Source organism: Saccharopolyspora taberi, from assembly GCF_039534165.1.
Taxonomy (GTDB): Bacteria; Actinomycetota; Actinomycetes; order Mycobacteriales; family Pseudonocardiaceae; genus Saccharopolyspora_D; species Saccharopolyspora_D taberi.
Genome location: NZ_BAAAUX010000031.1, coordinates 35,380 through 60,684 on the forward strand (window position 1 = coordinate 35,380; position 25,305 = coordinate 60,684).

Here is a 25,305-nt window from a genome sequence, read left to right on the forward strand (position 1 = left end):
TCGTTGTGCCAACACGAGTTCCACCCTAAGCCTGCCAGGTCCTGGGCGGAGCGGAGGGCGAACGGGCGTCCAATCGATGACGGTGAGCGAAATGATCAGTAACCCTGCGGAGTCCAGGACTGCGGATCACCTGTGGCGCTGTCGATCGCGGCCCGCCGGTGCCGGGCGGGCGGAGCGGTCAACTCACTGTCCGATGTGGACGAACGGGGGGTGGCGGGGGCGGCGTGGGCACCCGTGATTCCAGCCACACCGGACTCAGCGTGTCCGGCCGGTGACGCTCCGGACCGGCGGGACTCGGCCTCGCTGCGGCGGCCGTTCTCGTAGGCGACGAGCGCCTCGGCGAGGAGGTCGGCGAGCCCGATCTCGCCGACTGGCTCGTCCCTGGCCGCGCGCTCGCCGACCTCCCGCAGGGCCGGGAGGTCGGCGACGGGAGCGGGCGGTGGTTCCGGCGGCGCGAACTCGGGGTGGGTGGCTTCTGCCTGGGGCTCGGGGTCGGCGGGGGGCTCCGAGCCGGGGGCGGCTGCCGAAGCGGACATCGGCGGAGCGGAAGCCGGGTCCGAGTCACCGAGCGAAGCGAACCCGGAGTCGGCGGTGGACGGACCGGAGCCCGAGGTCGCGGTGTCCGCAGTGGAACTGGACCGGCCGAGCCCGAAGTCGAAGGGCCAGCGCTCGGAGCTGCCTGCGTTGCTGGAACCGGCGGTGCCCGCGCTGCCGGCCGGAAGGTCCGGAGAAGCGGGAGAGTCGAAAGAAGAAGGGGAGCCGAAGGAAGCGGCGGAGTCGAAGGGAGGGGCGGAGTCGAACTCGAAGTGAGCCTCGTCGTCAACGTCGTCGGGCTCGGCGTGCCGAGCGCGCCGACGGCCGCCCGAACGCCCGGACGGCCGCGCGTCCTCCAATAACTGGAGGGCGGCCCGGATCTCGGCCAGCGACTTGCCGCGAGACCTCCGGCCCCCCTCGTGCCGCGCCTCCGGCTCAGCGGCGTCGGCGGGTCCGGAGCCCTGCTCGTCGAAGCTCGGCCACCCGGCGGCGTGCGCGGCGAGCCCGGTCCGCTCACCGGATTCCCGTGGCGGAAGCGAAGATTCGCGCGCGGGCTCCGGGAGAGCCGGTTCGGACTCCGCCGGGACCGCGATGACCGGCATGATCGCCGTGACGTCCGGCGCCTCCGGCTCCGACGGTGCTCGCAGGCCCAACGGATCCTGCAAGCGCGCCGGGTCCTGCGAGCTCGACGGCTCAAGTGGGCTCGACGGCTCCCACGAGCCCAACGAAGCCTGCGAGCCCAACGGCTCGTGCAAGCTCGACGGCTCCTGAGGCCCCGACGATTCCCGCGAGCCCAACGGCTCCCGCAGGCCAAACGACTCCTGGGCGCTCGACGGCCCCCGCGAGCCCGGCTCCCGAAGGCTCGACGGCTCCTGAGGTGCCCGGTCCCACCCCGGCCACGCGGCGACTTCGGGCTCGGTCGGCTCGTCGGGGAACGAGAAGCTCGACGCGGCCGACGAGGTCTGGTCGTACGCGGGGAAGTCCGGCAGCTCGGTCTCCTGCTCGGCCGAGTGCGACGAAGCTGGGTATGACGAGGCTGGGTATGACGAGACGGGGTGCGCGGGCGCGGGATACGACGCCGCGGAGTCGTCGCGCACGCTCGACTCCGCCTCGCGCTGGGCCTTCGCGAACCGCTCGGCCTCGCGCTCGTGCTGCTCGGTGTTCCTGCTCGTCAGCGTCGCCATCAGCCTGCGCGCGGCGTCGCGGATGTCGCTGTCGCCGGAACGGTGGCTGTCGTCAGACACGTGACTGTCGCCAGACCAGTCGCTGTCGCCAGCCCAGTCGGTGTCGCCGGACCGATGGCGGGACGGCGCCGGTTCGGCGGGCTCCGCCGACGCGGCGGACGGCGCTGGCCTGGCGGATGACGCTGGCCTGGCGGATGGCGCTGGGCCCGAGGGGGGTGCTGGCTCGGCGGACGGCCTTTGCTCGGCGGACGTCCTTGGCTCGGCGGACGGCATCGGCCCGGCGGACGGCGCTGCCTTCGGTTCGCCGCCCATCAGGACCGCGCTCAGCTGCTCAGCGGCTAACCGCGCCGCAGCCAGCCCTCCCCCGGGACGACCCGCGGTGGGCGTTTGGGCCGCCGAACGCACTCCTGCCTCCGAGCGCACTCCTGCCGCTGACCACTCTCCTGCCACAGGCCGCTCTCCTGCCGACGACCGCTCCGCAGGCTCCGATCGCTCTCGCGTCGCCCGGTGCTCTCCCGCCGCTCGGCGTTGGTCGGCCACTCCGTGCTCGCCAGCCATTCGGGACTCGCCAGCCACTCGAGACTCGTCGGCCAAGTGCTCGCCAGCCACTCGAGATTCGCCAGCTATTCGAGCCTCGTTGGCCACTCGAGCCTCGCTGGCAACTCGGGGCTCGCTGGCAACCGACCGCTCCACAGCCGCCCGCCGCTCCGCGCGAGACCCCGGCGCAGGCGCGCTTTCCGCCGCTCCCGCACGCGATTCCACGGCGGGGGAAAACGATTCCACTGCGGGCGAAGGCGCGGCGGATGCAGGAGAAGGCGCGGCAGATGCGGGCGAAGGCGCGGCGGAAGCCTGGGGCCACTCCTGAGGTTCGGCCTCGGGTTCCTTCCGCCTGCGGCGTCGCGGGCGTCGGCCCGCGTCCCCGGCTTCGGCGAGCTGCTGGTACCGCGCCGCGCCGAATTCCGGGAACTGCCCCGAAGAAGCAGGCGGGGTCTGCGCCGCAGAACCAGGCTGAGACCGGCTGTGCGGCGTCGAAGTGGACGGTCCCGGTGCGGGCTGCCGCCGCTGGACCGGCAGCTGCTGGTACGCGGGCGCGGGCAGGTCTGCGCCCACCAGCGCGGGGAACTCCTCCAGCAACCGCAACCGGGCACTGTGCACGGCCGCCCGCCACCGGCGATCGGCCGCGTACGCACGGCGCAGAGCAGTCAGCGCTTCGGTCAGTTCCTCGGCCCGCTCGTGGATGTTGGACAGTGCGCCCAGCGTCTCCGCGAGCAGCCCGTCCAGCTTGTGCCGCTCGGCGATCGCGACCCCGTCGTTGAGGACCTGGACCGCGAGCCGGTGCGCGCCTTCCGGCTGGTACACCCGGGTGGCCAGCGCCAGCCGCAGCCAGCCCGAGGGGCCGGCCGCTGCTGCGCGAACCGGTCGGCCCAGCACGTCCGCCGCCGCTTCGACCGCCTCGGCGCTGCGGCCGAGTTCGAGCAGCGACTGCACCCGTTCCAGCACCAGCCGGGCGTGGATCTCACCGGAGTCAGCGGCCGGGTCACCGAGCCGTTCCAGCAGCTCCAGTCCGCCGTCGGCCGTGGCCACCGCCTCCAGGAACTGCCCCTGCCTGCGGTGGTGCCCGGCGCGGGCGGTGCTGACGCGGGCGCGCAGGATCCGGTTGGTGTCGCGGCTCAGCTCGGTCGCCGCAGCGTAAAGCCGTTCGGCTTCGTCGAGCGCGTCGGCCCGTTCGCTGTCGGTGCGATGCGCGGGTAACGCCGCCGCGAGCGCGAGCAGCGCGTGCGCCCGCACCAGCGGCTCCAGCTGCTCCCGGTCCAGGACCGGACGCAGCACCCGGACCGCGACCTCGTGGCTGCCCGCGCTGCGGGCGCAGTACGCCAGCTCCACCCGCAGCTCGGCCGCCAGGTCGGACTCTCCCGTCGACTCAGCGTCGCGGACCGCACCGATGGCCCGGCCGGTCGCGGACACACCGCGACCGAGCCGGTTCGTCGCGAACAGCGCCAGCGCCTCGGCGCGCAGCCGCACGGCACGGTCACCCGTGCGCCTGGCTTGCGCCACCGCCCGGTCGCTGAGCACCAGGGCCAGCTCTGGCACCCGCCAGCGCATCTGCCGCGCGGGGTCGAGCAACTCCAGTGCCGCACCGCCGGGTGGGGATCCCTGCACGCTGCCGGCCAAGGCGCCTCCCAGTTCAGCCCCGAGTCAACTTCCGGTGGGTCACGCGATGCGGGCGGGCGGCCTCCTGGCCGAGCCGCTCGATCTTGTTCTTCTCGTAGCCCTCGAAGTTACCCTCGAACCAGAACCACTTGGCCGGATTCTCGTCATCTCCCTCCCACGCGAGGATGTGGGTGGCGACGCGGTCGAGGAACCAGCGGTCGTGCGAGATCACCACGGCGCAGCCGGGGAACTGCTCCAGCGCGTTCTCCAGCGAGCTCAGCGTCTCGACGTCGAGATCGTTGGTCGGCTCGTCCAGCAGGATCAGGTTGCCGCCCTCCTTGAGCGTCAACGCCAGGTTCAGCCGGTTGCGCTCACCACCGGAGAGCACGCCCGCGGGCTTCTGCTGGTCCGGGCCCTTGAAGCCGAACGCGCTGACGTAGGCGCGCGACGGCATCTCGACCTGGCCGACCTGGATGTAGTCCAGACCGTCGGAGACGACCTGCCAGACGTTCTTGTCCGGGTCGATGTTGGCCCGGTTCTGGTCCACATAGGACAGCTTGACGGTGTCGCCGACCTTCACCGTGCCCGAGTCCGGCTGCTCCAGACCGACGATGGTCTTGAACAGCGTCGTCTTGCCGACACCGTTGGGGCCGATGACACCGACGATGCCGTTGCGCGGCAGGTTGAACGACAGCCCGTCGATCAGCTGGTTGTCGCCGAAGCCCTTCTCGAGGTCGTCGACCTCGACCACGACGTTGCCCAGGCGGGGCCCCGGCGGGATCTGGATCTCCTCGAAGTCGAGCTTGCGGGTCTTCTCCGCCTCCGTGGCCATCTCCTCGTAGCGCTCCAGCCGGGAACGCGACTTGGTCTGGCGGGCCTTGGCGTTGGAGCGGACCCACTCCAGCTCGTCCTTCAGGCGCTTCTGGAGCTTGGCGTCGCGCTTGCCCTGCACGGCCAGCCGCTCGGCCTTCTTCTCCAGGTAGGTCGAGTAGTTGCCCTCGTACGGGTAGGTGCGACCGCGGTCGAGCTCCAGGATCCAGCCCGCGACGTTGTCCAGGAAGTACCGGTCGTGGGTGACGGCGAGCACGGCGCCCGGGTAGTTGGCGAGGTGCTGCTCCAGCCACAGCACGCTCTCGGCGTCCAGGTGGTTGGTCGGCTCGTCCAGCAGCAACAGGTCGGGCTTGCTGAGCAGCAGCTTGCACAGCGCGACCCGGCGCCGCTCTCCCCCGGACAGGTGCTTGACCTCGGCGTCGGGCGGCGGGCAGCGCAGGGCGTCCATCGCCTGCTCCAGCTGGGAGTCCAGCTCCCAGGCGTCGGCGTGGTCCAGGTCCTCCTGGAGCTTGCCCATCTCCTCCATCAGCTCGTCGGAGTAGTCGGTGGCGAGCTGCTCGGCGATCTCGTTGAAGCGGTTGAGCTTCACCTTGATCTCGCCGACGCCCTCCTCGACGTTGCCGAGGACCGTCTTCTCCTCGTTCAGCGGAGGTTCCTGCTGCATGATGCCGACGGTGTAACCGGGCGAGAGGAACGCCTCACCGTTGTTCGGCTGGTCGAGTCCCGCCATGATGCGCAGCACCGTCGACTTGCCGGCGCCGTTGGGGCCGACAACGCCGATCTTGGCGCCCGGGTAGAACTGGATGGTCGCGTCATCGAGGATGACCTTGTCCCCGTGCGCCTTGCGCACCTTTTTCATGGTGTAGATGAACTCGGCCATGGGACGAATCGTAGTTGCGCCCCGTGCCGGACCCTTCACCGCGGTCACCCATCGGACCGCTGCCGCCGCCTCCTCCGGACCGCACCCTTCGCACCACCTCCTTCCGATCGGTGTCGGTCCTGGTCAGGCCGTGATCGCCGGGGCGGCCGGCCCCCGCGGCTCGGGTACGCCGCAAGCCCGTGCCTGCCGCTGCCGGCAGCGGCCGATCCGACCGGTCCGGTCAGCGGAGGTGCTGTCGTGGTGACGGGACGCACTCGGCACCGACGCGAACATCTGGAACATCGCCGTTCTCCTTCCGCAGCCGCCGGATCCCCTTGACCCGGCCCGAGATCCAGCTTGCTACGGGAAGAACACGGATTGCGAGCCCAGTTTCACGCTCTGTGGACAAACCAGGTGCCTGTGGATAACTCACCGCTCCTGACGCGGCTCGCCCTCGGCCATCCGCTTGAGCATCTCGTTGTAGGCGGTGAGATCGGCGTCGCCGTCGGCATCGGCCTTGCGGTCCATCCGCCGCGCCGCGCGGTTGTCCGCCCGGGACCACTGGATCAGCAGCGCAAGCATCACGACGATCAGCGGGACCTCGCCGGAGGCCCACGCCAGCCCGCCGCCGAGCCGCTGGTCGGCGAGCAGGTCGGTCATCCACGGCAGGTCGAGGCTGCGGTAGAAGTTCGCGCCGATGACCGTCGACGACATCATCAGGGCGATGCCGAAGAACGCGTGGAACGGCATCGAGGCGAACACCATGCCGACCTTGCCCAGCGCGGGCAACGGCCTCGGCGCCGGATCGACCCCGATCACCGGCCAGTAGAAGACGTAGCCCACCAGCAGGAAGTGCGCGTTCATCGCCAGGTGCGCCCAGTGCTGGCTGAGCGCGATGTCGAACAGGCCGGAGAAGTACAGCGCGTAGAACGAGCCGACGAACAGCACCAGGGCGATGATCGGGTTGGTCAGCACCCTGGTCAGCGGCGAGTGCAGGAACGCCAGCAGCCACTCGCGGACGCCCGGGGGCCGTCCCTTGCCCGCGGGCTTGAACACCCGCAGCGCCAGCGAGGTCGGTCCGCCCAGCACCAGCAGCGGCGGGGCGAGCATCGACATCAGCATGTGCTGGCCCATGTGCACGCTGAACACCCCGGGGGCGTACTTGCCGACCCCGGCCGAGGTCGCAACCAAGATCGTCGCGCAGCCGCAGAGCCAGGCGACCGTGCGCCCGACCGGCCAGGCGTCGCCCCGCGCGCGCAGCCTGCGCACGCCGACCAGGTAGAGCACGGCCAGCGCAAGTGCCAACGTGCCGTAGACCAGGTCGAAGCGGACGTCGAACAGCAGCCGCAGCAGCGTCGGCGGGGCGTCGAGCGGATAGCCGATCAGCAGCTCGGTCTTGCCCGGGACCGCGCCGATCTCGGACGGTGGCGGGGTGCGCCCGAGCGCGACCGCGACGCCGATCGTCGCGAACATCACCAGGACCTCGACCGCGCCCAACCGCACCAGGGATCCGCTGCCCTCGTCGATGCGCGCCACCGCGCGCCGCCGCTGGAAGTAGCCGAACGCGCCCAGCGCCAGCAGGCCCGCGATCTTCAGCAGCACCAGCAGTCCGTAGGTGGTCGTGAAGACGTCGGCGAGCGGCACCCGGACCAGGGCGTTGATGACGCCCGAGAGGGCGAGCGCGATCCAGCACACCAGCGCGATCGCCGAGTACCGGCGGGTCACCAGCCCGAGGTGGGCACCGCGGCGCGCGGCGTGCGCGAGCAGCGCGACCAGGCCGCCGACCCACAGCGCGGCGCCGAAGAGGTGGAACAGCAGGCTGTTGGTGGCGATGTCGTGGGCGCCGCCGCTGGCGGAGTGACCGGTCGCGATCACCGGGAACAGCGCCGCCAGCGAGCCTGCGAACAGCACCGTCGTCCAGCCCCAGGACAGCACCACGCGGCAGGCGAGCGCGAGCACGAACGCGATCAGCGCGGTCAGCGTCCACGCCTTGGCCTCTTCCAGCGCGTCGATGAGGCCGAACAGCACTTCGGTGTCGAGGACCTCGTGCACCGGGCGCCCGGTGGCGTCGGCCGCGGTGAACGCGACCATCAGCACCGCCCCGACGCACCAGACACCGGCCGCCCAGCCCGCGGCGCGCACGGCGGCGTAGCCGTCGGCGGCGAGCGCACCGGAGCGCTTCGCGGGGATGCCGAAGGCGGCCAGCAGCAGCGAGCCGATGCAGACGACCGCGGCGGATTCGGCGAGCACGCGCACGACCGGCAGGCCGTAGTGCGTGACCGGGCCGGGATCCGGCAGGCCGTAGATCGTGTAGGCGTCGCTCGCGGAGACCGCGGTCAGCGCTGCGGCGACCAGCGCGGCCAGCACACCGGCGGTGGCGACCAGCACGCCCACCACGCCGGATCCCGCTCGCCCGCCTTGGGTGGAGGTGGCCTCGGATGACACGCACCGAGCGTAACCGGCGAGCCGGAGGCACCAGGTGGGAGGCGGTGGCCGAGCGCCGTGGTCGGGCAGATGCGGCGACGCTACGGTGAACCCCGTGAACCTCACCCGCAGCAGCCGCGCGCTCACCCTTCCCATCGGGCTCGCGTCTGTGCTCAGCGGGTGCGCGATGGCGATCCCGGGCGAGCCGATCCCGGCGGCGGGCTTCCAGGACTCCGAGCGGACGTCCGCACCGGCGGCCGACGTCCGCATCCCGCAGCCCCGGCGGACCGACGTGGACCCGTGCGCACTGCTCGCGCCCGAAGACCTCGCGCTGGCCGGCGGAGCGACCGGCCCGCCCCGGCCGGGCAATCCCACCCCGCGGACCTGCTCGCACCCGGTCGGCGGCGGTCCGCAGGACGCCGCGGCGGCGGGCTACCACGTGCCGCTCGCCGAGGCCGCGGCCCGGCAGTCCCGCGGTGTGCCGGTGGACATCGAGGGGTACTCGAGCTGGCTCTACTGCGAGTACATCGAGGCGCACCAGACGTGCACCGCGACCACCGCGGTGCGCCGGGACCAGACGCTGGTGACCCTGCTGTCGAAGCAGGGCGCGACCGCCGCCGACACCTCCGACCAGCTGTTCCGGCTCACGAAGGCCGCGCTGGGCAGGCTCCCGGCGGCCTGATCGCTGTCGATCGGCTTGCCGTTCGATACCGGCTCGGCAACGGTGCTGCGTCGGTACCTCGCCGACCCCGACCTACCGCTACCCTGCTTCCTGCAGTTCGGAGAGCTGTGCGGGCCCCCATAGCTCAGCTGGATAGAGCAAAGGACTTCTAATCCTTAGGTCGCAGGTTCGAGTCCTGCTGGGGGCGCCACCAGGCAAAATAAAACAAGAGGGTAGTGCACAGCGTATAGCGAGCAAGGAATTTTCCGACTTAATGTCGGGTCATGCCAACTACTCAGGACTCGCAGAGTGACGCGCCCGACGACCTCGGCGAGCTGCTGACGGACTGGCGGCGCCACCTGCGCGCCACGAACACCGCGCCGAGCACGATCGACTCCTACCTGAGCACCGGCGAGGAGTTCGTGGGGTTCCTCGTCGACCTCGAGGTGACGACCTCGGCCAGCGCGATCACCCACGAGCACATGAGGACTTCATCGTCCACCTTCAAACGCGGCCGAACCAGCGCACCGGCAAGCGGCTGTCGGATGCGACGGTGGCCAGGCACTACCGCTCGTTGCAACAGCTGTTCCGGTGGCTCCACGAGGTCGAAAAGGGGATCTCCTCCAACCCGTTCGACCGGTTGAAACCGCCGCAGGTCCCCGAGCAGCCGGTGCCGCTGGTCTCCGACGACGCCATCAACGCGTTGTTGGCGACGTGCAAGGGCCCCAGCTTCGAGGACCGCCGGGACCATGCGTACATCCGGTTGCTCGTCGACTCGGGGCCGCGGGCCGGAGAGATCACGCCACTGGATGTCGACGACCTCGATTTCAACACCGACGTCGCGGATGTGATGGGCAAAGGCCGCCGCGCCCGAGCCATCCCGTTCGGGAACAAGACGGGCAACGCACTGCGCCGGTACATCCGGGCGCGAGCGCGCCACCCGCAGGCGGCCGGGACCAAGCGGCTGTGGATCGGCAAGCAGGGCCCGATGACCGAATCGGGCATGGCGCAGATCCTTCGCAGGCGCGCCAAGCAGGCGGGCATCATGCACATCTACCCGCACCTGATGCGGCACCTGTTCTCGCACAACTACTTGGCCGCCGGCGGCCGGGAGCAAGACCTCATGCGGTTGAACGGGTGGAAGTCCATCCAGATGGTCGGGCGCTACGGGAAGTCGGCCGCCGACGAGCGGGCACGTGCCGCCTACCGGCAGGCCGCGGTGGGCGACACCAAGTACTGAGTGCCTACGGGGCTGCCCAGGCGTCTGCGCAGGTCTCGAAGCCTGATCAGATCGATGATCGCGGAGTGATCCTCCGCTACGCTCGTTGACACCTCCCGCCGGAGGACGGCCCCCGGGGACGCTCGGGGGCTTTCGGCGGGGTCCGGCGGATGAGGTGATCACGATGCACGCTGACGAACTCGCGGGCCTGTCGATCGGTGCCCGCATTCAAGCCATCCGGGAACGCCAGGGGAAGACTCGGCCCGTCGTCGCGGGTCTGGTGGGACGGTCCGCTCAGTGGCTCAAAGACGTGGAGCGCGGTCGCAGACTGCCGCCGCGCTGGGACATGCTGGTCGCTCTTTCGGGCGTGTTGAACGTCGACGTGGCGACCCTGACCGGGTCCGGTGGAATTCCCGCCGTGCTTGAACGCCGTGCGGGCCATCCGGTCGTCGCCGACCTGCGCGAGGCCATCGAGGTCGCACAGCTTCAACTTCCGGACGGTCCGGAGCCAGATGTGCAGGCATTGTTGACCCGCGTTGCCGACGCCTGGCACCTCTGGCACACCTCGCCGACGCCACGTGCTTCGGCCGGTTCTGTCCTCCCGCAGATCATCCGGGATGCACGCCGCGCCGCCCGAGTCACCAGCGGCAAGGAGCGCCGTACGGCGCATATGGTGTTGGCTTCCGCATACGCGCTGGCCGAACAGGTGCTCGCCTGGGTGTCGGACTCGGCGCTGCTGTGGCTGTCTGCGGATCGGTGCATGGCGGCGGCCGAGGAATCCGACCAGCCTGAGGCGCTGGCCGGGGCCGCGTGGGTACTCGGGAACGTGTGGCGGGCGACCGGCCGGGAGGAGGACGCCTACCGACTCGCTGAAGACGCGGCCCACCTGCTGGAGCCGTTCCTTGCGGACGGCAAGGACAGCACCCGGGCCTTGTGGGGGTCGGTGAAGCTGCACGCCGCGATCACCGCGGCCCGCATGGGCGAAGCGGGCAACGCCTTGCACGCGCTGGACCGGGGCGACGAGATGGCGCAGAAGATGCCGCAGGGCTACACGCATCCGTGGACGCTGTTCGGCCCGGCCAACGCGCAGTTGACAGGGGTCAGCGTGCACGTGGATATGCGGAAGTCAGCGGCGGCCCTCGAACGCGCTGACGCCGTCGATCCCGACTCGGTCCCCTCGGTCGACCGACGAGCCCGGTTGTGGTTGGAGATGAGCCGCAGCTACCACCAGAAGAAGGACCATCTCGCCGCACTGCAAACGTTGCAGCGGGCGGCGGACATCTCCGAGGAATCCATGCGCTGCCACCCACTCAGCCGCGGGATCGCCGGGGAACTCGTCACGAGTGGCGGGCGCTTGGTGGAGCGCGACGCTCGGCACCTGGCGACTCGCCTGGGGCTCACCGTGTAACCCCCTGCCCAGGGGTGCACTCTGCACCCCTTCACGCAGGGTCATGATCTGCAACCCTCGCGACCGCTCATCGGCGCGAGGGTTGTTTTATGCCGCAACCACTTCTGATCGTCTTCGCCGTGCTGGCGTTGGGCTTCGCGCTCGGGTGGGCGTCCTTGCTGGGGTGGCTACCGGACTTTCGCAACGCATCCGCCGACCAGGCAGACATCGAGGACGACTGGCAGGAGGCGGCGCACCGTGCACTCTTCCGAGATTGATCACTTGTTGGCCGAGCTGCGTCGCCAGTCGTGGGGTGTGTGGGTGTTCGGTCCGAAGACCGGTCCCGATGTCGTGGCGGCGGTGCGCTGGTGGCCGGCCTGTGCCGACGTGGTGATGCTGCGCGGCGAGCAGGACGCCACCGCGTTCCGCACGTCGGCCACGCCGGGTTCTGATCCGTTCGCTCCCGAGTTGGTGTCGTGGAAGTACCACTCGTCGGCGGTATGGACCCTCCGGGCGGCGCTCGGGCTTCCCGAACCGGGACACACCCAGGCTCCCATCGCGGTCCTACAACCGGACCGGCTGTGCTTCCTGCCCCCGAACCTGGGTCGGCCCTTCACCTACCGGCCCAGGTCAACCGTCGGCGATTGGCCGCGCACGGCCCAGCCGGTCCCCCACTGATTCCCGCGTTGAGAGGCGACGCGGGACGGCCGGGCCAGCACACCCCGTTGCACTGGCCCGGCCACCAACCACGAGCTGGAAAGGCAGAAGCGATGGACGTTCTGATCGTGGTGTTCGGCGTCACCGCCATCGCGGCGGCGGTGTGGTGGGCGAGGCGCTGTTGCACGGAGCCGGAAAGCGCCGAAAGAACAGGATCAGCGCCGGAGCTGGCCGAGTACGTCGAGGCCGAGCCTGCCGACGTCCAGCTTCAGCGGTGCGGACAGGTCACGTTCCGCGGCGACCTCGCCGACGACATGCAGACCGAGATCCTGCCGCTGCCACGCGAGTTCCTGCCTCGGGAGGACGAGAAGCCGAACCTCCTGCTGCTGCAACGCCTTCTGGCAGGCGTGAAGCGGCTCTAGGTCCGGCCCGGTGTCTGCGAGCCCCCCGACAGGCACCAGGTCGTCCGGCTGGTCGGTGCACCGCCCGCAGGCGCGCCGTCCGGCCGGTTCCCAGGTCGACCGACGAGAAGAACACCGGGGAGGTGATCAGTGGAGCCAGAACCGCAGCCAGGGCCGGAACCGCAACCGGAGCCGGAAAGGACGTCGCCGCCCACACGGGAGTCGACGTCCGACGAAGACGCCAAGCGGTACGCGAGAGCGGAAATCAAGCGCTACATGCGCAATATGCCCGGTTACTGATCGACGATCGACCACTATGGACATAGAGGAATAGGACGGTATGGCTGACAACCCGGAACCCGACGACACCGAGCAGGACAGCAGCGGCGAAGGTGAGCCCTGGTACGACGCGAACGGCGTCCCGCACTGGGAAGGAGTCGGGCCGCAACTCTGACTCGCTGGCCGGGCAGCGTCGAGTGACGTTCCAGCTGCCTGGTCAGCTTCTCAGGGCCCCGGCGCGGCACAGCCGCGCACGGCCGCTGTGATCGGGTCGACGAGCGGCACGACGCCGCAACCGATCCCACCGCGCCGGGGTCCTGCCGCGCCCGGCGGAGTTGGCCGTCGCTGTGCGGTACCGCGCCGGACCGCCACCCGCCTAGAGGTACACGCTCCGGTGGAACGCGCCGAGGATCACCAAGAAAAGTACGGAAGAGAAGGGGATGGCAGCATGAGTGCACCGGTCACCGCGTTCGGGTTGGAAGTCGCCGCCCGCAAGCCGATTCCGGTCAGCGAGGTCGATCTGACCCGGCTGGTCTTCGACCCGGAGCGGCAGATCATGCTCACGCCAGGCGACAACGGGGTGGACACGCCGTGGTGCCGGCACTCCGACGGGCAGACGACGACCAACTCCAACGCCGATGGGCACCAGGGCCCCGAGACCGACTCGGATTGGACCGAGGACTGATCCCGTGGCGGTACTCGTCCTGACCCAGCGTTTCGACGCCACGGCGGATGTGGTGATCGACGAACTCAACCAGCGCGGCGTTCCGCTCGTGCGCGCGGATCTCGGTGATCTCACCGTGTCCGCCGAGCTCGACGGCGCACGCTGGTCCGGGGTTCTGGCCACCGGCCATCACGCGGTGAAGATCGACGACGTGACGGGCCTTTACTACCGGCGCCCCACCAACCCGACCGCGCCCGAAGGTGCGAGCAGGGATGCCGCCCAGTGGATCGAAACCGAACAGCGGTGGGGGCTGCGAGGTCTTCTCGCAGCCTTCCCCGCACCGCGTGGGTGAACTGGCCCCCTGCGGTGCACGCCGCCGAGCACAAGCCCTACCAGCTCGCCCAGGCCGCCGAGGCGGGCCTGGCCGTCCCGGACACCCTGATCACCAACGATCCGGAGCAGGCCGCCGAATTCGCCGAGCGCACGCACCCAGTGCTCTACAAGCCGTTCCGGGGAAACCCGGTGGAGACCAACGGGGAACCGCAGCTGTTCTACGCCACCGAGGTCACCCCGGAGCAGTGCCGCGCCGAGTCGGTACGGGTGGCCCCGATCCTGTTGCAGCGCAGCATTGACAAGGCATTTGACGCGCGCGTCACGCGGGTGGACGGGCAGGTGTTCGCGGTTGCCCCGCACACCGACACCGGTGCGGTGCCGCTGGACTGGCGGGTCGATCACGGGGCGAACACCTGGCACCACGTCGAGATACCGGCCGAGGTGCGGGCCCGCCTGGTGATGCTGCTCGATCGCCTCGGCCTGCGGTTCGCCGCGTGTGACTTCTCCGTCGACCACGACGGCCGATGGTGGTTCCTGGAGGCAAACCCGGCGGGTCAATGGGCCTGGGACCACCCGGTACGTGATCAGATCACCACCGCGCTCGCCGAGCCCTCACCCAGGAGACACCGTGACCACCACGACCGAAACCGAAGCACTGCGGGCCCAGCTCGTCACCCAGCTCACCACCGACGGCTACCTCCGCGACCCCGCCTGGATCGCCGCGTTCAGCGACACACCCCGCGGCCTGTTCGTCCCGTACTACTTCGAACCGCGCACCGACCGGCCCGGATGGCGACTGCTGGAGCGCACCGACGAATGGCGCGACGGGGTCTACCGCAACACCGCGCACGTCACCCAGATCGACAACAACCCGGACGGGGTGAACGCCGCGCGGCGCGGTGACACCGTCAGCGGGCAGCCGACCTCGTCCAGCTCGGCACCATCGCTGATGGCGCTGATGCTCGAAGCCCTCGACGTCCACGACGGGCACCGGGTGTTGGAGATCGGCACCGGCAGCGGCTACAACGCCGCCTTGCTCTGCCACCGATTGGGCAGCGAGCGCGTCGCCAGCGTCGACGTCGACCCCGTGCTGGTCGACCTCGCCCACGACCGACTCGCCAAGCTCGGCCACACCCCCCACCTGGCAGCCGTCGACGGCCGCGACGGCTGGGCCGAGCACGCACCGTTCGACCGCATCATCGCCACCGTCGGAGTGGAACGCGTTCCCGCCGAATGGATCGGGCAGGCCCGTCCCGGCGGCATCATCCTGGCCCCGCTGACCGTCGGAGGGCTGCTCGCCCGGCTCACCGTCGACCACGACGGCCGGGCCGAGGGCACATTCCTGCCGGACGCCGGCATGTTCATGCCCACCCGCGACACGCAGCTGCCCGCCGCTACCATCCCGCACCGGGACGCTGCCGCCACCGAACCCGAACCCACCAACCTCGCAGTGGAGGTCGCCACGGGGCGGGAGTTCGAGTTCTTCGCCGCCCTGCACACCGGCCCCTACAGCCGGATCGGGTTCACATCCACCGACGGCTCGACACCGGAAACCTGGCTCATCCGCCCCGACGGATCATGGGTCTGCCACACCACCCCAGAGCCCGGCCAGCACCTCGTTCGCCAAGGCGGCCCCGCCCGGCTGTGGGACACCATCGAGCACGCCCACAAGCAATGGCAAGCGCTCGGCAGCCCGGCCCGCGAACGCCTCGGCCTCACCGTCGACGCCGGGAAACACCGCGTGTGGCTCGACAACCCCTCGAACGCAGTCCTCGACCTCGACTGAACCGCCAGCGCGAAGGAACGACGAACGCGCCCCACGCCGAACCCGACCAGTGCTAACGGCGTGGGGCGTCGGCGTGGGTGCTGGTCTTTCCGGGCGGGGGCATCGTGGCGGAGCCGGATCGCGTCTGCGGGCACCCACGTGGTGTGCGGCATGCCTCCGTCGCTGCCACCGCCGCGCCGGATGGTGAACCGGACCGCGGCGATCCACGCGCCGGTCGTGGTGCGCAACCATCCGGTTTGCTCGCCGGGACCTCGGCCTGCACGTCCCAGCCTTCGGGGAACGGGCGGATCGTCGCCGGGCACGGGAAGAGGTGGGCGAGGTCGACCCGCACCGGCCGTGGCTTTCTGAATTGGTGGTCGTCGCCGCGCTTCCGCGGAGCGCCGATGCCGCTGCCTTCCTACTCACAGGAGTTCGACGGCCCAATCTCGACCCTCGCCGGGCCACTAGCGACCAACACGACGCGTCGATCCTGACCATGTCCAGGTTGTAAAGCCAGCTGCGATCCTCGTCGGCCGCGAGCGGCCGACGCCACGTCCAGGGTCAGGGTGGACTCGATCGCCCCGGCATCGTTGCGATCCTCGTCGGCTGCGAGCGGCCGACGCCACATTGGACGGCGTCGAGATCGAGTTCCTGTCGGTGCTGTTGCGATCCTCGTCGGCTGCGAGCGGCCGACGCCACACACCCCTGTTCCAACCGCCTGCCACGCCGTAGGAGTTGCGATCCTCGTCGGCTGCGAGCGGCCGACGCCACTGGATCCAGGAGTCCTGCAGGGCCTGCTCGACCTCGTTGCGATCCTCGTCGGCCGCGAGCGGCCGACGCCACAACAGCTCCCGCACCTCGCCCATCACCGACGACCAGTTGCGATCCTCGTCGGCCGCGAGCGGCCGACGCCACCCTGCGAGAACAGGGATGTTGGTGTCCATGGCGCTGGAATGTTACCCAACCGTGTCCGACACGCCCGGCTCCCACTTGGGGAGGCCATGGTGTGTCGTCGGACGCTTGGGTCTCCGAGGAGGTGTCCCGGCTAGTAGATGAGCGGGGTGTCGTGGGGTGCTGGGGGTGAGTGGCCGAGGGGTTCGGCTTTGGTGAAGGTTCCAGCGTTAAGCCGGTAGACGCGAATACTGTCCTGCCTGGGGTCGATGACCTCCAGTAGACGCCTGCGCATGAGTTCCCAGTCCACCTCGGTGCAGACGACCTCGAACACCGACTGCTGGACTCGGAGCCCGTAGGCTTCGCAGACCTTCGCGACTCGACGCAGGCGCCGCGCGCCAGCGGGCGTGGTGGTGTCGACGTCGTAGGTGATGAGCAGTTCCATGTCAGCCTGCCACCCAGGGCGTGTAAGCGGGTTGGTCTCCGCGGAGGTAGCGGGCGAAAAGTCGGGCCTGGACCACAGGGAGCAGTCCTGCCGGTACGTCCCGATCGAGTCCGGTGTGTTTCCATTCCCGTTCCCGGGCCTTCGACCATTCACCAAGGACGAACGCGCGTCCGTCCTCGGTGAGTGCGATCCCGCCGGCGGGATCGCTTCGGGTGTGGGAGGGCAAGATGCGTTTGCGGTTGAACAAGGTCAGCACGAACCGGTCCACGAGCAGCGGGCGGAGTTCCTCCATGAGGTCCAGTGCAAGGGAGGGCTTGCCGGAGCGAACGCCGTGCAGGTATCCGATGTAGGGGTCGAGCCCGACGTGTTCGAGCGCTCCGACGACGGCGACGCGCAGCATCCCGTAGCCGAAGGAAAGCACGCAGTTGAACGGGTCCTGCGGTGGGCGCCGGGTGCGGCCCGGCGGAACGCCCGGCGCCAGCAGCGGCATCGCCTGAAAGTAGCTGCGTGCCGCCATGCCTTCAATGCCCAGCAGTTCAGTCAACGAACTGCTGGCGGCAACGGCGGTCAGGGCCTCAGCGTGCTGATCGGCGAGAGCACGGATGTCTGTTTGGCGCGGACCTGTGGCATCTCGTGCGATCCGCAACAGTAGTTGGCGATAGTTGTGCAGCTTGCCCGCCACAATCGCCTGTGCGATCCCGAGTCGCCGGTCCGGGTCGTCGTAGGCACGAGTCTGTTCCAGGCGCACCAACGGGTTGCCGGTCTGTGCCCCGCCCATGCGCCCGAGAAATCGGCCGTTGCGGGACAACCACGTCACCCCGCGGGCGTCTTCGGTGCAACGCAGCAACAGATCGTTGCTGACATCCACTCCTTTCCAGACCACGAGTTGCTCGATGCGGACCAGGGGCAACACGTGCCGACCTGGCCGTTCCGGGTGATAGATGCGGACCGTGTCGCCCTCCAGGTGCAAGCTCGTGCCTGGAGTCGTGACGAACAATGTCCGCAGCAGTTCAGTCATCCCACCGTCCCAACGGTTGCGGTACGAACAGCGACGAAGCATCCAGACGCACTTCGGGCATACAGCCGTCCCGCAGCGAACACCGGACGCAGCGTGCGTCGTTGACCGGGGCTGGCAACGACGCCGACCGGAACACCTGACGCAGGCGTGCCAGTACCTCACGAAGCCGCGCCTCCAGGTCGGCATCGACCGGGATCTCGTAGCGGCGGCGTCGGCGGCCAGCGAAGACCACGCCGTGGGGCACCGGCGCGGCAAACATGCGGCGCAGGCACATCACCTGCGCCGCCACCTGCAGGTCCGCCGCACCACCAGGGCGATAGCTGCCGGACTTGTGCTCGACCGGCACCGGCCCCTCGTCGCGGATCTCCACCAGATCGCAGACACCGTGCACACCCAACTCCGGGTCACTGACCTCCAGTGAGGTCCACGTCGGTATCCCGTCGCGTGACCGACTCGGCCCACCCGCGTCGACGACCTCGTGCGCCAAGTGCCCGCGCTGGGTGTCGATGTTGTCGGAGAAGTACCGCTCAACGTGAATCAGCGCGGCCTGCCGAGGGCAGTAGGCGAAGTGCTCGATCGCCGAAATCGGGATGCTGGCCCACGCCTGCTCGCTGGGCGGTTCGTCTGCTGCCACCACCTCAGGCGATGATCTTGGTCAGAGTTACGCCCGACGGCAGACCGTCGTCGGCGACGGACACGACGTAGTCGGTGAACGACCGGGCAGGCTGCGTGGTCTGCTCATTGCGCCGCACGTCGACGCGTTCGGTCAGTTTGTGCGCGGGAGCGTTTCCAAAGGCGTTGTCGTGGCTGAACACGTACAGTCCCCGAGCGGTCATGGTGCCGCGCGCGGCGGAGCGGTCGTGATCGAACATCATCTCCAGGGTGCGGTAGAGCAGTTCGAAGTCCCGGCTGTCCACACCGGTCTGACCGCCGCGGGCGGCCGAGTAGTAGATCTCCGCCTTGTAGAGGGCGTAGGGGACGGTCCACTTGCCGCCCATCTCGGTGGATTCGCCTTTCTCGATGTCCTCTGGCCGGGTTTGGGTCACGCGGGTGATGGTGTGCTGCTGGGGCACCACCGGGTCGATGCTGCGGGCGTTGGTGACCTGCAGCGGACCGTAGATCTGTCCGAGTGCTTTGGTGTCTCCTGTGGACAGCACCGCGCCGAACAAGCGGATGTCGGCGTAGCGATTGGTCAGCCAGGACCGGGCGGCCTGCTTCTGCTCTGCCGTGGGCTGCGTTTTGCCCTTGACTGCGATGTTGTTGGCGGTCATCGACTCGGTCAGGCGGGTGTTCAGTGCCTGACCGGCCTCGACGAAGATGCCGTAGCGCGGGTCGCCGTCGGCCGCCAAGGGCAGGGTATTGCGGATCTTGCGTTTGATCGCGACGTCGGTGACCAGGCCGTGGCCGGATTCCTCGTCCATGCGGGGCCGGTTACTGAAGTCGGGGTCGCCGTTGGGATTGCCGTCGGCGACGTCGAACAGCAACACCATGTCGTGGCGCACAGCGGGGTCGACATGCACATCGGGAGTCATAGCGAAGCCTTTCAAAAGTTTCAGGACAGCTTGGGTGGTACCGGGAATGGCGGAACTTAGGCGTCGTCAGGGCCGTCGCCGGAAGCGTCGCCGTGCTGCTCGCGGTAGGCGCGGGCCTGGCGGGCGTCCTCGGCGCGCTGATGGTGGTAGCCCAGGACGAACTGGGCCTGGCGCCGTACCGGCAAGTACCCGGCGAGAGGCTGCGTCTGGTTGATCTTGTAGAAGAGTTCGTCCAAAGTGGCCCGTAGCGCCAGTTCGGCGGTGCGGGTTTTCGGGTTGCGGCGGATTTTGCTCAGCCAGGCGGTAGCGAGCTTGCGGCCAGCCATCACCGCGGACGTCGGGTTGCCCATCGCGGCGGCCATGAACCGGTCGCCAAAGGTCGTGTTGACATCTCGCCCGTGTGCCTTGTACTGGATCTTTTCCAGGTGCGCGAAGATCCGCCCGTACAGGTAGGCGGGGTCGTCGTTGTTCTCATCGAGGCCAGCGGACACTGAGGACTCCTCGTCTCGGGGATCACACAGGGCCAGGCGCACCAACGCCGCACGGGGCGCGTCGATACGGCCGTCCGCGGCGATCCGGTGCAGAACGTGGTGCAGAACAGACAGCGGCAGCGGTACACCGCGCAGCGCGCGAGCGAGCAGGTCCCGCTGCACGTGTTCACGACGCCGCCCGTCTTTTTTGCCGATCTCGACGTAGCGGCCCGTCCCGTTACGTTGACTCTCCCAACGCCCGGTAGCGAGCACGAGCTGCCACAAGCCGAAGGCGACCGGTTCGTCCTGGGCAGGGGTGGCCATGAGCATGTCGCGGTACCAGCGCGCCATGTGCAGTAGCGCAACCGGCAGCGGCATGTCGATCCAGTCGCGAACCATGATTCGCGAGGCGTTGCCCCCGACGGTCAGCGAGCAGAACCGCTCATCGCTGTCTACGGACTCGGCGAGATCAGCTGCACGCGCGAGGTCGCCCGACCACAGCCGGTCCAGCAGGCGGTCGACCTGCCCCGGATCCGGTCCCGAGGAGAAGCCGCTGAGGATGTCGGGCTCGTCGGCGCCGATGACCCACCAGACCATCCGGCTGTCCTGCCCTGCCAGATTCATCGCGTGTGCCGAACCCAGCAGGTGGGTCAGCCCACTTCCCACAGCGTTGCCGCACGTGAAGCAGATCGGAGTGTGCTCCAGTCCGGTGGTCAGGTCGTAGCCGAACACCGAGGCGTTCACGCTGACCAACGCGACATCGTTGCCGGCACCGGGTACCAGGCGCTTGGGAATAGTGCTCGGCATCGACTCCACAAGCGGCTGGGACTTCCCGCACACCAGGCACAGCCCAGTCCGTGGGCTCTTACCACCCTTGCGGCGGGAAACCTCCGTCGTCCAGAACCTCACCAGCGACGGACGCTTGATGAGCAGCTCCCCGTCAACCGCGATCAACACACCCTCTTTCGCACCCGCTTCCTCACGGCGCGCGGGAAAGTTCTCGTCCCGGTAGAACCGGAGTACCTGCTGCGCGGCTACGTCATCGGGGGCGCTGTCGGCCCACTCCTGCAACAACGCGACGAACTGCTCATGGCATTCCGCCACGCGCTGCGGCTTGGTGGTGTCATCACCCCACCCGAACACGTACTGCAGGTCGTCAGCCCCCAGCTGCGGCGCCACGCCGACCGTGCGGGTCACCGCCGGCGAGACATGTCGCTGCCCCCGCCGTTTCCCGTCCTGCTCGCGAAGGCTGGTCAGCTCCGGTGCCCTGCCGTCGGTGAACAGGTCGAGCCGCCAGAGGAACTCCCGTTCCCGGTGAAACGGCGGCGTGGTGACGTTCTCCTCGGCGTAGCGGACCAAACGCTGCAACAGCATTCACGCCTCCACTAGATCCCCGGCACGCATGCCGTCCCGAGGAATCCACATCCGCCCCTCATCCAGCCTGGCCTTGAACCACGAGAACTGAATCTTCGACTTGTGGTGGTGGACGCTGTGCAACATCACCCCGAGCTTCGCACTCATCGAGATCCGCTCACGCTCGTCCACGGGACCGAAATAGGCGCTGAACTCCCGCGTGCCCAGGTACGGCTGGTGAAAACACTGCCCCCGATCGACCCGCCGCCGGAACTGATCCCGATAGGCCGCCGACTTCTTCGTCGCACGCTCGCGAAGCTCGACATGGGCATGGATGCGGTAGACGACATCCTTCAAGCACACCGCGTGCCGCTGAGTGCGATGCTCGACCGTATCCACCGTCCGCCCGGCCAACGCCGAAGACACCGACGCGATGTCGGTGGTCTCGTTACGACGCTGCGTGAACTGCTTGATCGGCGCGAGCACATCGATCGCCACCGGAACCCACGTGAACTCCGGCTTCCAATAGATCGACTCCAACACGCCCACGGCTGCTGTCGGCGTCATCACCGGGTACGACACCCGCTCCGCCTTCAACTCGGGGCGCGTGAACAACGCCCCTGGCCCCCACACCTGCACACTCACCGGAGGCGCACCCTCCGACGAACGCGGCAAATCGTCGCTCACCACACCATCCCTTCCATCCCATCGACATGACAGTCAGTGACTACCGCGTTGCACCGACAAACGGCCGCGACCAGGCCGATACCCAGCGCGGCACAGCTTCTGATCACGGCCAGACACCGCCATGGACGAGCCAGGCCACGAGGAGAAGCTCACCCCGCCCAGCAGCAAAGCCAACGCGACCGCAACCCAGCCGCGACGACGGCCAGCACAACCACACGACACCGTGGGCACCACGTGTTCACCGACCGGTGCCGAGTCCACTTTGACGCCAACGCTGAGCTCCAGGTTCACCACAGACACCCCTGTCAAGATCACCTTGTGTCGAGAACCATAGCAGGGTGCGACTTTCATTCATGCAGGGCATGTAGTTCTCCTGAAGGAGAAGCTCCAACCAGGCGTTATTAAGCTCTTCGTAGCGCCGTCCTCGGACTGGCGAGGGTCGCAAGATTCAGGCAGGACACGTAGCTGGCGTGCTGGGCGGCATCGGGCTTCGGTTCGGTGCCGCCGCCAGGCCCGAGGCTCGGTTCACCACACCTCTTGTTCGGACTGGCTGGTGGTGTCGATGCCGTAGTGCTCGTCGTAGGGGCCGGTCCATTCGTAGAGGTCGCCGATCACGGGTTGACACCATGCGCTGATTGCCGGGTCCTCCAGCAATCGTTTGGGCAGTGCGACGAGGTAAGGATGCAGCTCGCGGAGCGCCGCTCCTGCCGCTTCAGGCTCTGCACGTAACTGGTCGAGGAGCGTTGCGGCCGGAGTCGGACCTCGATGGTCGGTGATCGCCACCGGCACGGTGTCGTCGTCGAGCATCCGGAAGGCCAACGACGAGTCACGGCCTGCGCTGTCGCCGACAGCGTGTTTGGGGCCATCAGCCACCGACCGATAGTCCAGGCACTTCCGGTTGCGCTGGATTTCCGCAGCACGAGTTCCGTACTCGGCGTTGGAACGCTGGTACAGCGTGCGGTAGTAGCGATCCAGCGCATCCAGATCGTCCGGATCCACAGTGGAGTCTCCATGTGGGCCGAAGATCTCGGCGGTCACCTTCGAGCCGATGGTGTACCCGGCGGGACTGCTCATGTCCTCGGCGTCAAAGACCACCACCAGGCCACGCTCGGCGCGCTTGCCTTCCCTATTGGCGCGGCCCGCGGCCTGCTGGAGCGCCTCGGCGGGGGCGAACGCGCGGAACACGACGGGAAAGTCCACGTCTACTCCAGCTTCGACGAGTTGAGTGGACACCAGGCTGACCGAATGCCCCTTGGACAGTCGCTCCCGAACGGTCTGCAGCACCGCTCGGCGGTGCTGCGGGTACATCCGGGTCGACAGGTGAAAAAGGCCCTCGCTGGATGAAGCAGCCCATTGCTGGAAGACCGACCGGGCATCTGCGGTCGTGTTGACCACCATGAGCACCTGGTCGTGGCCTTCGGCCTCCTGACCGACCTCTACCAGGGTAGGTTTCGGATCGAGCCACCACCTGTACCGCACCCGCCGCATCGCCTTGAACAACGCGCGAGGCTCATCGACCACATCGCGCACCCGCAGCCCGCCCCAGACATCGAATTCCGGAAACGACGGCTGAGTCGCCGACGCCAGCAGCACCGTCGTACCGAACTCCTCGGACAGCACACGCAACGCATCGAGAATCGGCGTGAGCACACGCAACGGCAACGCCTGCACCTCATCGAGCACGACCACCGCGTTGGCCAACCGGTGCAGCTTGCGCATCCTGGATGGCTTACGCGCGAACAACGAGTCGAACAACTGCACCGTCGTGGTCACCACGAACGGGCTGTCCCAGTTCTCCACCGCTCCCCGCAACACCCGCTCATCACGCCCGGACTCCGCAGGACGCACCGCGGAGTGATGTTCGAGCACCGTCTCCGCGCCCAACATCGCCCGGTACTCCGCGGCGTTCTGCTCTGTGACCGTGATAAACGGGACGGCCACGATCACACGCCGCTGCCCGTGCCGAGCCGCATGATGCAGTCCGAATCCGGCTGCCGCCCACGTCTTGCCCACTCCAGTGGGCGCTGGCATCCGGAACACACCCGGCCCCTCGGCAGCGAACTCCACCGCACGCCGATACACCCGCTCCCGAAGCGCATCGATCGGCGCCCCAGCCCGGTCAGCGAGCTTCTTCTCCCGCGCAGCCTCGAACCGGTCCCGCAACGCGCCCATGTCCGCATCCGCTCGCACCAGCGGCGCCAACAAGCCCCTCTCGTGCGCGGCGGTATCCAGATGATCCGCATCGACCAACGACGAAAACGCCAGCCTGATCCCCATCTCCGCAACCGTGTGCGCACGACGCCACCCCGGCGGCAGCAGCGACATCGCAGCCCCGTCCAGAACGTGCTCAGCCTCAGGAAGCAGCCCCAGGAAGGTTCGCACGGCCTCCCGATCTCGCGATGCCTCCTCCACTGGCAGATCGTGCAGCTCTCCCAGATCGGTCAGGCCGCCATGATGCCCCTGGATTGCCATCGCTGCCGAGCCCGCCACCTCGCGCAGCAGATTCGCTCCGAATTCCTTATGCGGCACCCCGACTCGGCCGCCGTGCCGTTCCGCACGCAGCAGCCCTTCCTGCCACAACGCACACGCCTTGCCTGCGTCATGAAACAGCCCCAGCGCAAACCCCAAGTCACCCGCACCGAACTCACCCGCGAAACGCCGCGCCATCGCCGCCGTCGAACGAGCATGCTCCGACAGCTCTTGCCGAATTCCATTCACATTTGCGCTATGCGCCCACATTGCACTCCAAACCGCAGCCGATCAGGACGCGCCGAAGGTAATGACTCGCACCGACAAAACACGCTCACAACGCCACCACAGCGATACTTTCACCTTCAAGGAGATCGGAACCTTGTATACATGGGCATAGGCAGCGTTCCTGGCGCGATTATGAAAGCCGGACGCCGCCACGTGTCTTCGCGCGTCGACGACCTACGCCGGGGAACTGCCGTCTCGTCCCTGGAAAGACGAGCAACAACAACCATCCCCTGTTCGTCGCTCCTGACGGGTCAGCAGCGCCCAAACCTCGACGGCGCCGTCGCCCGCGCCCCCTCGGCGCTGGTTGGCCCACGCCATACCTGAATCGTGCTGATGTAGTTGTACCCGTTGGAGTTCCGCTCCCCATCGGACCTGACGCTCCGACGCCAGCCGTCACCGCCGGTGTGCTGCGCCTCCTCAACACGCTGTTGCGATCCTCGTCGGCCCTGACGGACCGACGCCACATCTACACCGTTGTGGCCCTGCCCCCGGCGTCCCGGTTGCGATCCTCGTCGGCCCTGACGGACCGACGCCACATCTACACCGTTGTGGCCCTGCCCCCGGCGTCCCGGTTGCGATCCTCGTCGGCCCTGGCGGGCCGACGCCACTCAATCTGAGCTGGCCTGTGCTGTGCTTCTGGAAGTTGCGATCCTCGTCGGCCCTGGCGGGCCGACGCCACTGGTGGATCCAGTACCGAGGCTCGTTCTTGATGTTGTTGCGATCCTCGTCGGCCCTGGCGGGCCGACGCCACCCGTAGGTGAGGCCGTTCGCGTGCGGGAGGTTGGTGTTGCGATCCTCGTCGG

The 25,305-nt window shown here is 68.7% G+C and carries 19 protein-coding genes, 1 tRNA gene and 2 CRISPR repeat arrays; of the genes, 10 read left to right on the forward strand and 10 right to left on the reverse strand.

What is annotated here, in order from left to right:
* Positions 1-95: 95 nt before the first annotated feature.
* The 3 genes from ABD691_RS30330 to ABD691_RS30340 all read right to left on the reverse strand — a co-directional run bounded on the left by ABD691_RS30330 (position 96) and on the right by ABD691_RS30340 (position 8,004).
* Positions 96-3,890 (reverse strand): hypothetical protein, encoded by a 3,795-nt coding sequence (locus tag ABD691_RS30330; protein WP_344685603.1) that lies wholly within the window; start codon positions 3,888-3,890, stop codon positions 96-98.
* Positions 3,891-3,903: 13 nt separating this feature from the next.
* A complete protein-coding gene (gene ettA / locus ABD691_RS30335) occupies positions 3,904-5,580 on the reverse strand; it encodes an energy-dependent translational throttle protein EttA (protein ID WP_344685604.1) in 1,677 nt (558 codons plus the stop codon).
* 408 nt (positions 5,581-5,988) lie between these two features.
* Positions 5,989-8,004 (reverse strand): bifunctional copper resistance protein CopD/cytochrome c oxidase assembly protein, encoded by a 2,016-nt coding sequence (locus ABD691_RS30340; RefSeq protein WP_344685605.1) that lies wholly within the window; start codon positions 8,002-8,004, stop codon positions 5,989-5,991.
* Positions 8,005-8,098: 94 nt separating this feature from the next.
* On the opposite strand from ABD691_RS30340, the gene ABD691_RS30345 reads away from it, so the two are divergent.
* The 10 genes from ABD691_RS30345 to tgmC all read left to right on the forward strand — a co-directional run bounded on the left by ABD691_RS30345 (position 8,099) and on the right by tgmC (position 15,370).
* Positions 8,099-8,665, forward strand: coding sequence for a DUF3558 family protein (locus ABD691_RS30345; RefSeq protein WP_344685606.1), 567 nt, complete (start codon positions 8,099-8,101; stop codon positions 8,663-8,665).
* A gap of 113 nt (positions 8,666-8,778) precedes the next feature.
* Positions 8,779-8,855, forward strand: a tRNA-Arg gene (locus tag ABD691_RS30350).
* Positions 8,856-9,197: 342 nt separating this feature from the next.
* Positions 9,198-9,884, forward strand: coding sequence for a tyrosine-type recombinase/integrase (locus ABD691_RS30355; RefSeq protein ID WP_344685608.1), 687 nt, complete (start codon positions 9,198-9,200; stop codon positions 9,882-9,884).
* A gap of 163 nt (positions 9,885-10,047) precedes the next feature.
* Positions 10,048-11,271 carry a helix-turn-helix domain-containing protein gene (locus ABD691_RS30360; RefSeq protein ID WP_344685609.1) on the forward strand — a complete coding sequence of 408 codons (1,224 nt, stop codon included), beginning with the start codon at positions 10,048-10,050 and terminating at the stop codon, positions 11,269-11,271.
* Positions 11,272-11,360: 89 nt separating this feature from the next.
* Positions 11,361-11,528: a hypothetical protein gene (locus ABD691_RS30365; protein ID WP_344685610.1), complete on the forward strand. Its 168-nt coding sequence runs from the start codon at positions 11,361-11,363 to the stop codon at positions 11,526-11,528.
* Positions 11,529-11,571: 43 nt separating this feature from the next.
* A complete protein-coding gene (locus tag ABD691_RS30370; RefSeq protein WP_344685612.1) occupies positions 11,572-11,928 on the forward strand; it encodes a hypothetical protein in 357 nt (118 codons plus the stop codon).
* Positions 11,929-12,020: 92 nt separating this feature from the next.
* Positions 12,021-12,329 (forward strand): hypothetical protein, encoded by a 309-nt coding sequence (locus tag ABD691_RS30375; RefSeq protein ID WP_344685614.1) that lies wholly within the window; start codon positions 12,021-12,023, stop codon positions 12,327-12,329.
* Positions 12,330-13,035: 706 nt separating this feature from the next.
* Entirely contained in the window at positions 13,036-13,272 is a 237-nt protein-coding gene (locus ABD691_RS30380; RefSeq protein ID WP_344685616.1) for a hypothetical protein, read from the forward strand.
* A 4-nt stretch (positions 13,273-13,276) separates the two neighbouring features.
* On the forward strand, positions 13,277-13,603 hold the full coding sequence (locus tag ABD691_RS30385; RefSeq protein WP_344685618.1) for an MvdC/MvdD family ATP grasp protein: 327 nt from the start codon (positions 13,277-13,279) through the stop codon (positions 13,601-13,603).
* Positions 13,604-14,212: 609 nt separating this feature from the next.
* The gene (gene tgmC / locus ABD691_RS30390) at positions 14,213-15,370 is read left to right on the forward strand and encodes an ATP-grasp peptide maturase system methyltransferase (protein WP_344685620.1); all 1,158 of its coding nucleotides are present in this window, start codon (positions 14,213-14,215) and stop codon (positions 15,368-15,370) included.
* A gap of 495 nt (positions 15,371-15,865) precedes the next feature.
* Positions 15,866-16,264: a CRISPR direct-repeat array (repeat unit 37 nt; unit sequence GTTGCGATCCTCGTCGGCTGCGAGCGGCCGACGCCAC).
* 130 nt (positions 16,265-16,394) lie between these two features.
* Here tgmC and cas2 read toward each other — a convergent pair.
* The 7 genes from cas2 to cas3 all read right to left on the reverse strand — a co-directional run bounded on the left by cas2 (position 16,395) and on the right by cas3 (position 24,484).
* The gene (cas2, locus tag ABD691_RS30395) at positions 16,395-16,685 is read right to left on the reverse strand and encodes a CRISPR-associated endonuclease Cas2 (protein ID WP_344685622.1); all 291 of its coding nucleotides are present in this window, start codon (positions 16,683-16,685) and stop codon (positions 16,395-16,397) included.
* A gap of 1 nt (position 16,686) precedes the next feature.
* Positions 16,687-17,703 (reverse strand): CRISPR-associated endonuclease Cas1, encoded by a 1,017-nt coding sequence (gene cas1 / locus ABD691_RS30400; RefSeq protein WP_344685624.1) that lies wholly within the window; start codon positions 17,701-17,703, stop codon positions 16,687-16,689.
* Positions 17,696-18,337, reverse strand: a complete 642-nt coding sequence (gene cas4 / locus ABD691_RS30405; RefSeq protein ID WP_344685626.1) for a CRISPR-associated protein Cas4 — start codon at positions 18,335-18,337, stop codon at positions 17,696-17,698. Before cas4 ends, cas1 begins: the two co-directional genes overlap by 8 nt.
* A 4-nt stretch (positions 18,338-18,341) precedes the next feature.
* Entirely contained in the window at positions 18,342-19,235 is an 894-nt protein-coding gene (gene cas7c / locus ABD691_RS30410; protein WP_344685628.1) for a type I-C CRISPR-associated protein Cas7/Csd2, read from the reverse strand.
* A 56-nt stretch (positions 19,236-19,291) separates the two neighbouring features.
* Positions 19,292-21,079 (reverse strand): type I-C CRISPR-associated protein Cas8c/Csd1, encoded by a 1,788-nt coding sequence (gene cas8c / locus ABD691_RS30415; RefSeq protein WP_344685630.1) that lies wholly within the window; start codon positions 21,077-21,079, stop codon positions 19,292-19,294.
* A complete protein-coding gene (gene cas5c, locus ABD691_RS30420) occupies positions 21,080-21,745 on the reverse strand; it encodes a type I-C CRISPR-associated protein Cas5c (protein ID WP_344685632.1) in 666 nt (221 codons plus the stop codon). It lies immediately after the preceding gene.
* Positions 21,746-22,270: 525 nt separating this feature from the next.
* A complete protein-coding gene (gene cas3, locus ABD691_RS30425; protein ID WP_344685634.1) occupies positions 22,271-24,484 on the reverse strand; it encodes a CRISPR-associated helicase Cas3' in 2,214 nt (737 codons plus the stop codon).
* Between the two features lie 445 nt (positions 24,485-24,929).
* Positions 24,930-25,253: direct repeats of the CRISPR family, unit length 37 nt; unit sequence GTTGCGATCCTCGTCGGCCCTGGCGGGCCGACGCCAC.
* The last annotated feature ends 52 nt before the right edge of the window (positions 25,254-25,305 follow it).